Raw genomic sequence first — 6,948 nt, 5'->3', positions numbered from 1 at the left:
CCCCCCGCCCCCCCCGCCCGCGGGGGGCGGGGGGGGGGCCCCCCCGGGGGGGCCGGGCGGGGGGGGGGCCCGACCCCCCCCGGGGCGGGCCGCGCCGATGCGCCGGGCCCGGTGGCGACTTGGGCGTACGGAGCGGGCCGGGGCCCTGCCGGTTCGGTCTGTGGTGGTTGGGTCCTTACCGGTCTTGTCTGCTCCGGTTGGGGCCGTGCTGGCGGGATCTGCACCGGTTGGGAGCGGACTGGCGGGGTCCGCACCGGCCGGGCTGATGGGGCTGGTCGGGCTGGTTGTGCTGGTTGGTTCGGTCCAGGCCGTATCGACCAGGTCTGCACTGGTCGGGTCAGCCGGGGCCGTTCGGGATGGGGCCGTACGGGGCGGGACCGTACGAGATGAGGCTGCGCCGGTCGGACTGGTCGGACCAGCCGGACCAGCCGGACCAGCCGGACCAGTTGGGACGGCCGGGACGTCGCTGGCCCGGACCGTGGGGTGTGGTGGGTCCGCTGGGGGCCGGGCGGGCGCGGGAAGCCCACCGCGGGCACGTGCGCGCCCCGTTGCCGCCGCGTCCTGGCGCCCCGGGGACCGGCCGCCGCACCGGCCTGGCGCACGGCATACCCGTACCGCAGGTCCTCGCACTGCGGGCACCCCCACGGCGCCGTGGCGACGGGGGCCGTGGGGGTGCACGTCCGGGTGGGGGAGGGCAGGGCCGGGAACGGGGCGGCTGCGGGGCGCGGTGGCGCGCCCCGGCCCCGGGAACCGGATGCCGTGGCCGGGCGGCGCGCGGACGTGTGGACGTCCCGCGCGCTCACCTGCCCTCCCCAGCGGTCATGGGTCAATCCTGCGATCCATCGGGGTGCGGAACCATGGCAACCTCCTGTCAGCGCCCCGGCCGTGGCCGGTCGAGCGCCTGGTCGACCAGGGCACCGGCGGCGCCGGTGTAGTGGGTGGGCTCCACCAGTTCGGCGATCTGCTCGGCGGACAGCCGGCCCGTCACCTCGGGGAGTTCGCCGAGCACCGCGCCCAGCGTCCGGCCGGAGGCCGCCGCCTGCGCCGACGCCCGGCTCAGCACCTCCTTGGCCGGCGCCTTGCCGAGCAGCGGAGCCAGCACGGCCGCCACCCGCTCGGAGACCAGTTGGCCGCCGGTCAGCCCGAGGTTGGCGCGCATCCGGTCGGCGTCCACGGACAGGTTCGCGGTGAGTTCCGCCGCGTGCGCCGCGGCGCCGCCGGTCAGCCGCAGGCAGGCGCGCAGCGGCTCCCACTCGGCGTGCCAGACGCCGGCCGACCGCTCGTCCTCGGCGCTCATCGCCGCGGTCACCGTCGCCGCGAGCTGCGGCACCTGGAGCGCGGCGGAGCGGATGACGGTGGCCAGCACCGGGTTGCGCTTGTGCGGCATCGCGGACGAGGCGCCGCGCCCGGCGACCGCCCCTTCGTGCACCTCGCCGACCTCGGTACGGGTCAGCGACTGCACGTCCACCGCGATCTTGCCGAGCGCCCCGCTGGTGAAGGCGAGCGCGGCGGCCAGGTCGGCGATCGGGGTGCGCAGCGCGTGCCAGGGCAGCACCGGCCGCGCGAGCCCCGCCTCGGCCGCGAAGGCCGCGGTCAGCTCCGTCGCGTACGCCGCGGCGCCGGGCGAACCGTGCCCGTGCCCCGCGTACTCCAGATAGCCGGCGAGGGTGCCGGCGGCGCCGCCGAGTTGCACCGGCAACTGCCCGCGCACCCGCTCCAGCCGCTCCACCGCGTCGAGCACCAGCCACAGCCAGCCGGCCGCCTTCAGCCCGAAGGTGGTGGGCACCGCGTGCAGAGTCAGGGTGCGGCCGGCCATGGGCGTGTCGCGGTGTCGTTCGGCGAGCGCGGCCAGCGCGTCGGCGGTGCGCGACAGATCGGCCAGGGCCAGGCCGAGCGCCCGGTGGGCGACCAGCATCGCGGCGGTGTCGAGGACGTCCTGGCTGGTGGAGCCGCGGTGCACGTACTCGGCTGCCGCCGGGTCCCGTTCGGCGACCGCCGCGGTGAACGCCTGCACCAGGGCGACCACCGGGTTGGCCGCCTCCGGCGCGCGTCTGGCCAGCGCGAACAGGTCGAGCCGCGCCGTCCGCGCGGTCTCGCTGATCACCTGCGCCGCGGACGCGGGTACGGTGCCGAGCCCGGCCTGCGCGCGGGCCAGCGCGGCCTCGGCCTCCAGCATCGCGCGGAGCCAGGCGTGGTCGGCCACGGCCGCCTCGACGGGCGTGCCCGCGCGGACCGGCGAGAGCAGGCCGGGGTCCGCGTACTGCGCGAGGTCCTGCGCCGGGTCGGCCGGGGGCAACGGGGCGCCGGAGCCCGGGGGCTGGCCGGGGCCCGCGGCCGGGGTGTGGGGCGGTTGCGCGGGTTCGGTCGGTCGGGGTGCCGCTTCGGTCGCTCGGTTGCCGTTGCTGATGCCGTCCACCGTTCCTCCATCGGGTGCGGAAGGCCCGCCGCGCACGGCGGCGGTGCTCCCACCACCGGCGCACGGCGCGCTACTGGCTTGCGTCGTGCGGTCGTGCGGTCGTACGTGTGTCACCGGGGCTGCGCCTGCGCCGCCGGCCGGACGCCGCCGGGGCCGGCCGGCGCGTCGAGCACCGCCCGGGCGATCGCGTCCGAGTCGCTGAGGATCACCGAGCCCACGCCCGGTCTGATGCCGGCCGCCGTCACCCAGTGCACCGCCTCGGTGGGCACGCCGAACGCGAACCGCCGCGGGTGCGGCACGCCCTGCGCGTCCACCAGCCGGTAGGGCCGCCCGGTCACGGCCAGCCCACCCGTCTCATGCTCCCCACCGGTCGCGGTCGGGATGCGGTACGGGGCGCACTGCCCGGTGGTGAGCAGATGGTCGAGGAGCGGATCGGCGGTGCGGCGCAGGTCGATCTCGGGCAGCCTGGCCTCGATCAGCGCGTGGGCGCGCCCGCGCGCGCCGGGCCCCGCCCCCGCCGCGGCGCTGTACGCGCCCCGCTCCTCGTCCGCCCGGCCGCCCCGCCCCCGCCCCGCGCGGCGCCCCCGCCCGGCCGCCCGCGGCGCCGGGCACCGCCGGCGACTCGGCGATGTACGCGCCGCTCTCCTCGTCCGCCGTGACGCGCAGCCCGGGCCCGGCGATGCGCACCGTCCCGGCCTCGATCAGCGCCACCAACTCCTCGATGCGGCGCGCCGGCGGCCCGATGGACAGATAGGCGTTGAGCGGCGTGTACCAGCGGTCCAGGTCGGCGCGGTACGAGTCGCCGTCGAGCCCGCCGTGGTCCACCGCGAGCCGCAGTTCGTTGCGCAGGTCGCGCAGGACGTCCAGGGCGGCCTTGACGGGGCCGCTGACGTTGCCGGCGTGCGCCGCGGCGAGGTCGGCGCGCAACTGGCCGAGCAGCCAGCCGGTGAAGTCCGCCGGGCCCGTGAACCGGCGCTCCCCGTAGGGCTGCTCGACGGCCGCCCAGTCCCAGCGCTCGTCGGGCCCGATGCCGAAGGCGGTCAGCAGTTCGTCGTCCGAGCCGTTGTCGAAGGCGTGCGCGACGAAGCGCTCCAGGAAGGCGGCGGCCCGCGCGGGCCCGCCCCGCTCGGCTCCGTCCTGCTCGGCCCGGCCCTGCTCGGTATCGCCCTGCTCGGCCCCGCCCCGCGCGGCGAGCAGCGCCCCGTAGTACACGGCCTCCACCTCGCGCGCCACCAGCGGCCACAGCGTCTCGCGGAAGTCGAGGCCGGGCCCGCCCGCGGTCTGCGCGCGCAGTTTGGCGATGGTCTCGGGGGTCAGGAACAGCGGTTCGTGGCGCCCGTGGACGCCCTTCTCGTTCTCGCCGCGCGCGTGGTACGGCAGGCCGCGGCGGGAGCCGGCGTAGAGCTGCGGCTCGCGCCCGGACGGCAGGTAGACCAGGCGCCCGGCGCGCCGCTCGTACCGACCGCCGCGGCCCTGCGTGAACAGCGCCATGTGGTCGAAGAAGTTGAGACCGAGCCCGCGCAGTACGACCGTCGCGCCCGGCGGGACGGCCGCCGCGGCCACGTCGGCGGGGTTGGCCGGCGGCACGTACACCAGGTCGTGCCGGGCGGCGAAGGCGGCGAGTTCGACCTCGTGCGGCGCGGGCCGCACCGGCAGGTGCCCCTGGGCGAGGACGACCGCGTGCAGGTCGGTGAGGCGGCTGCCGTCCGCGAGGGTCACCCGCTGGGAGCCGTCCGCCGCGTCGTCGAGCGCGACCGCCCGGGCGCGGTGCACCCGCACGGTCAACTGCGCGGGCGCCCCGGCGACGATGCGCGCGAAGGCCCACCCCAGATAGCTGCCGTACAGGGCGCGGCTCGGGTACGTGTCGGGGCCGAGCGCGGCGGCCTCGGCCAGCGTTGCGGCGTCGAGGTCGGTGGGGAGGTCGGCCAGGGCCTCGGCGGGGGAGCCGGATATCTGCCGGTCGGCCGCCCGCGGCCCGCCCTCCCCAGCCGCCGGCGCGGCCAGCGCGCGGGCCCATTCGTAGAGGCTGGGACCGGGTTCGAGCGGGCCGGCCATTTCCACACTGGCGTCGGTGAATACGGTGACCTGGCAGGCGACGGTATTCATCAACAACTGCCGTGATTGGTCGGTGCGCCACACCTGACCTGAGCCGGGCGGATACGGATCGATCACATGCACCGTGCGCGGCTCGGCACTCGGCAGGTCGCGCGCGGTCGCGCACAGCCGCTCCAACACCGACAACCCGCGGGGGCCGACTCCGACGATGCAGACATCGCGGCAGGGGCAAGCCATGTCGCTCTCCAATTATCCCGGTATATCCCCGTACGACACATCAGTGAGCGATCCAGCCCGTTACCTTGAGTGAACCGTCATCCGAGTCTTGGGGAAGGCGCCCTGAGTTGGTAGCGGCTAGTTCTTGCTATCTGACATGGTGGAGCTTGTCATACCGCTTGCTATGGCGATTCGTGCAGGTCGGAGCCTACTTTGTGACAACTTCTAGCCTTCATAACCCCGGGCGACCAGCGCCTGCACGCATGCTGCGCGGCCACCCGCGCGGCCCGTCGTGAAGGTCATCGCGTTCCTATCTGGGAGAGCTGGAATGTCTTATCGGAAACACCCGATGAACATCGCTGAGCTGTTTGAATGGCACGCCCAGTCAAAGCAGCAGACGGTCGCTTACCTGGACCGACCCTTTGACATAGCCCCCGACCAGGGCACGCGATTCGATGCAGGCCAACTCGCCCAGACCGTACGTGACTTCTCCGCCCGGCTTTATGCGGCCGGCGCCCGCGCGGGCGACCGGGTGGCCATTGTCAAAGACAATCACCTGGACATGACGTTGGCCGCCGCCGCGGCAGCACGCTTCGGTGCGATACCCGCGGTGATCGCCGGGGCCAACACCCCGGAGAACCACCGCGCGATGATCGCCAAGCTGGAGCCTTCGGTCCTGGTGGCCTCGCCCACCGCACTGGCCAACGCCGCCCGGGCGGGCATCGAACTCAGCGGCCCGCAGACCAAGGTGATCGTCCTCGGCGAACTCGGCGAAGGCGCCCCCGAAGGCGCCCTGACGCTGCGCGACCTCGACGGCGCCGAGGCCCCGCCGACCCGGCTGCGCGCCCCGCACGAGTCCATGCTGATCATGCACAGCTCCGGCACCACCGGCGTGCCCAAGCTCGTCGTCCACTCCGGCAACACGCTGCTCGGCGGCGTCGCCCGGATGGAGCGCATCCGCTTCCCCGTCCTGGCGAGCAAGCACCGCGACGTGGCCGCGACCTCGGTCTCCTTCGCGCACGGCCGGATCGTGTCCTGGGTGATGGGGCAGTTCGTGCTCGCCCCGAAGAAGATCGTGATCATCTCCCAGCACGACCCGGACGTCGCCGAGCGGATGATCGAGGAGCACCGCCCCACCTCGCTCGAAGCGTGCCCCAACGTCTTCCAGCGCTGGGAGGAACTGGCCCACCAGCGGCCCGAGATCTTCCGCCAGATCCGGCTGTACGTCGGCACCTTCGACGCCATCCACCCGCGTACGGTGCGCACCTTCCTGGGCGTCTCCAAGCGGCGCTTCCCGGTCTGGCTCCAGGGCTGGGGCCAGAGCGAGGTCGGCCCGGTGTGCTTCACGCTCTTCACCCGGGGCCGGATGAAGAACCTGTCCAACGACACTGCGGTGACCAGCGACATCGGCTGGCCGTCGCCCGGCTTCAACAAGGTCAAGGTCGTCGACGTGGAGACCGGCCGCAAGGTCGCCAAGGGCCAGCCCGGCATGATGATGGTCGCCACCAAGGCGCAGTGCCTGGACTACGTCGGCGAGAGCGACCGGCACGCCGAGAAGATCGACGGCACCTGGTGGAACACCGGCGACATCGGCGAGATGCACGCGCTGGGCCGACTCAAGCTGGTCGACCGCGAGGTGGACATCATCCCCGGCACCAGCGGCATCGAGTTGGAGAGCATCCTGCTCGACCGGCTGCCCGGCGCCTCCGACGTCACCGTGCTCGGCCGGCCGGGCGAACTCCCGGTGCCCGTCCTGTGCATGGTGGACGACAAGCTGGACCCGCAGGACTGGGCCGCCGCGACGGCCGGCCTGCCGCCGCTGGCCGAGCCGAAGCTGGTGCCCTGGGGCGAGGTCCCGCGGACCGCGACCTGGAAGGTGCGCCGGCTCGACCTGCGCGAACAGGTACTGGGCAGCAAGGAGGCCATCGGCTCGGGCCGCTGGACCTGACGCCACCGGCACGTTCGTACCTCCGGTACACCCGTACCAACGTCCCGGCGTCGGCAGCGAAAACCACCGGCGACCTCGCCGACCCCCGCCGCCCACCGGCGGCGCGCGGACCGTGCGCCCCTCGCGCGCGCGCCCGCGTGTGCCCGGGGGGGGGGGGGCCGGCCCCCGGCCCCCCCCCCCCCCCGGCGCCCGCCCCCCCCCCCCCCCCCCCCAACCCCCCCCCCCCCCCCAACCACCACCCCCCCCCCCCCCCGGCGCCACCCCCCCCCCCCCCACACACCACCCCAGGCGGAAACACTCGCCCCCCCACCAC

Annotated in this window: 3 protein-coding genes and 1 pseudogene; 2 read left to right on the top strand and 2 right to left on the bottom strand. The window is 75.1% G+C overall.

Annotated elements, in window-relative coordinates; all coding sequences use genetic code 11:
• Nucleotides 1-871 precede the first annotated feature (871 nt).
• Nucleotides 872-2,296, bottom strand: a complete 1,425-nt coding sequence (locus AAHZ94_RS25575; RefSeq protein ID WP_349995563.1) for a nitrosuccinate lyase — start codon at nucleotides 2,294-2,296, stop codon at nucleotides 872-874.
• Between the two features lie 230 nt (nucleotides 2,297-2,526).
• A pseudogene (locus AAHZ94_RS25565) lies at nucleotides 2,527-4,708 on the bottom strand (FAD/NAD(P)-binding protein).
• A 307-nt stretch (nucleotides 4,709-5,015) separates the two neighbouring features.
• On the opposite strand from AAHZ94_RS25565, the gene AAHZ94_RS25560 reads away from it, so the two are divergent.
• Both AAHZ94_RS25560 and AAHZ94_RS25555 read left to right on the top strand, forming a co-directional pair.
• Nucleotides 5,016-6,635 (top strand): AMP-binding protein, encoded by a 1,620-nt coding sequence (locus AAHZ94_RS25560; RefSeq protein WP_349995559.1) that lies wholly within the window; start codon nucleotides 5,016-5,018, stop codon nucleotides 6,633-6,635.
• Nucleotides 6,636-6,747: 112 nt separating this feature from the next.
• On the top strand, nucleotides 6,748-6,948 hold a 201-nt coding region (locus AAHZ94_RS25555), incomplete at its 3' end, for a hypothetical protein (protein ID WP_349995557.1).

The sequence above is a fragment of the Streptomyces sp. HSW2009 genome (genome assembly GCF_040240285.1).
GTDB lineage: Bacteria > Actinomycetota > Actinomycetes > Streptomycetales > Streptomycetaceae > Streptomyces.
This window is presented reverse-complemented; position numbering and strand designations above follow the sequence as displayed.

What these genes read in the sequence shown, in the direction of transcription:
- AAHZ94_RS25560 (WP_349995559.1), top strand. Translation starts at nt 5,016, where the DNA reads ATGTCTTATCGGAAACACCCGATGAACATCGCTGAGCTGTTTGAATGG.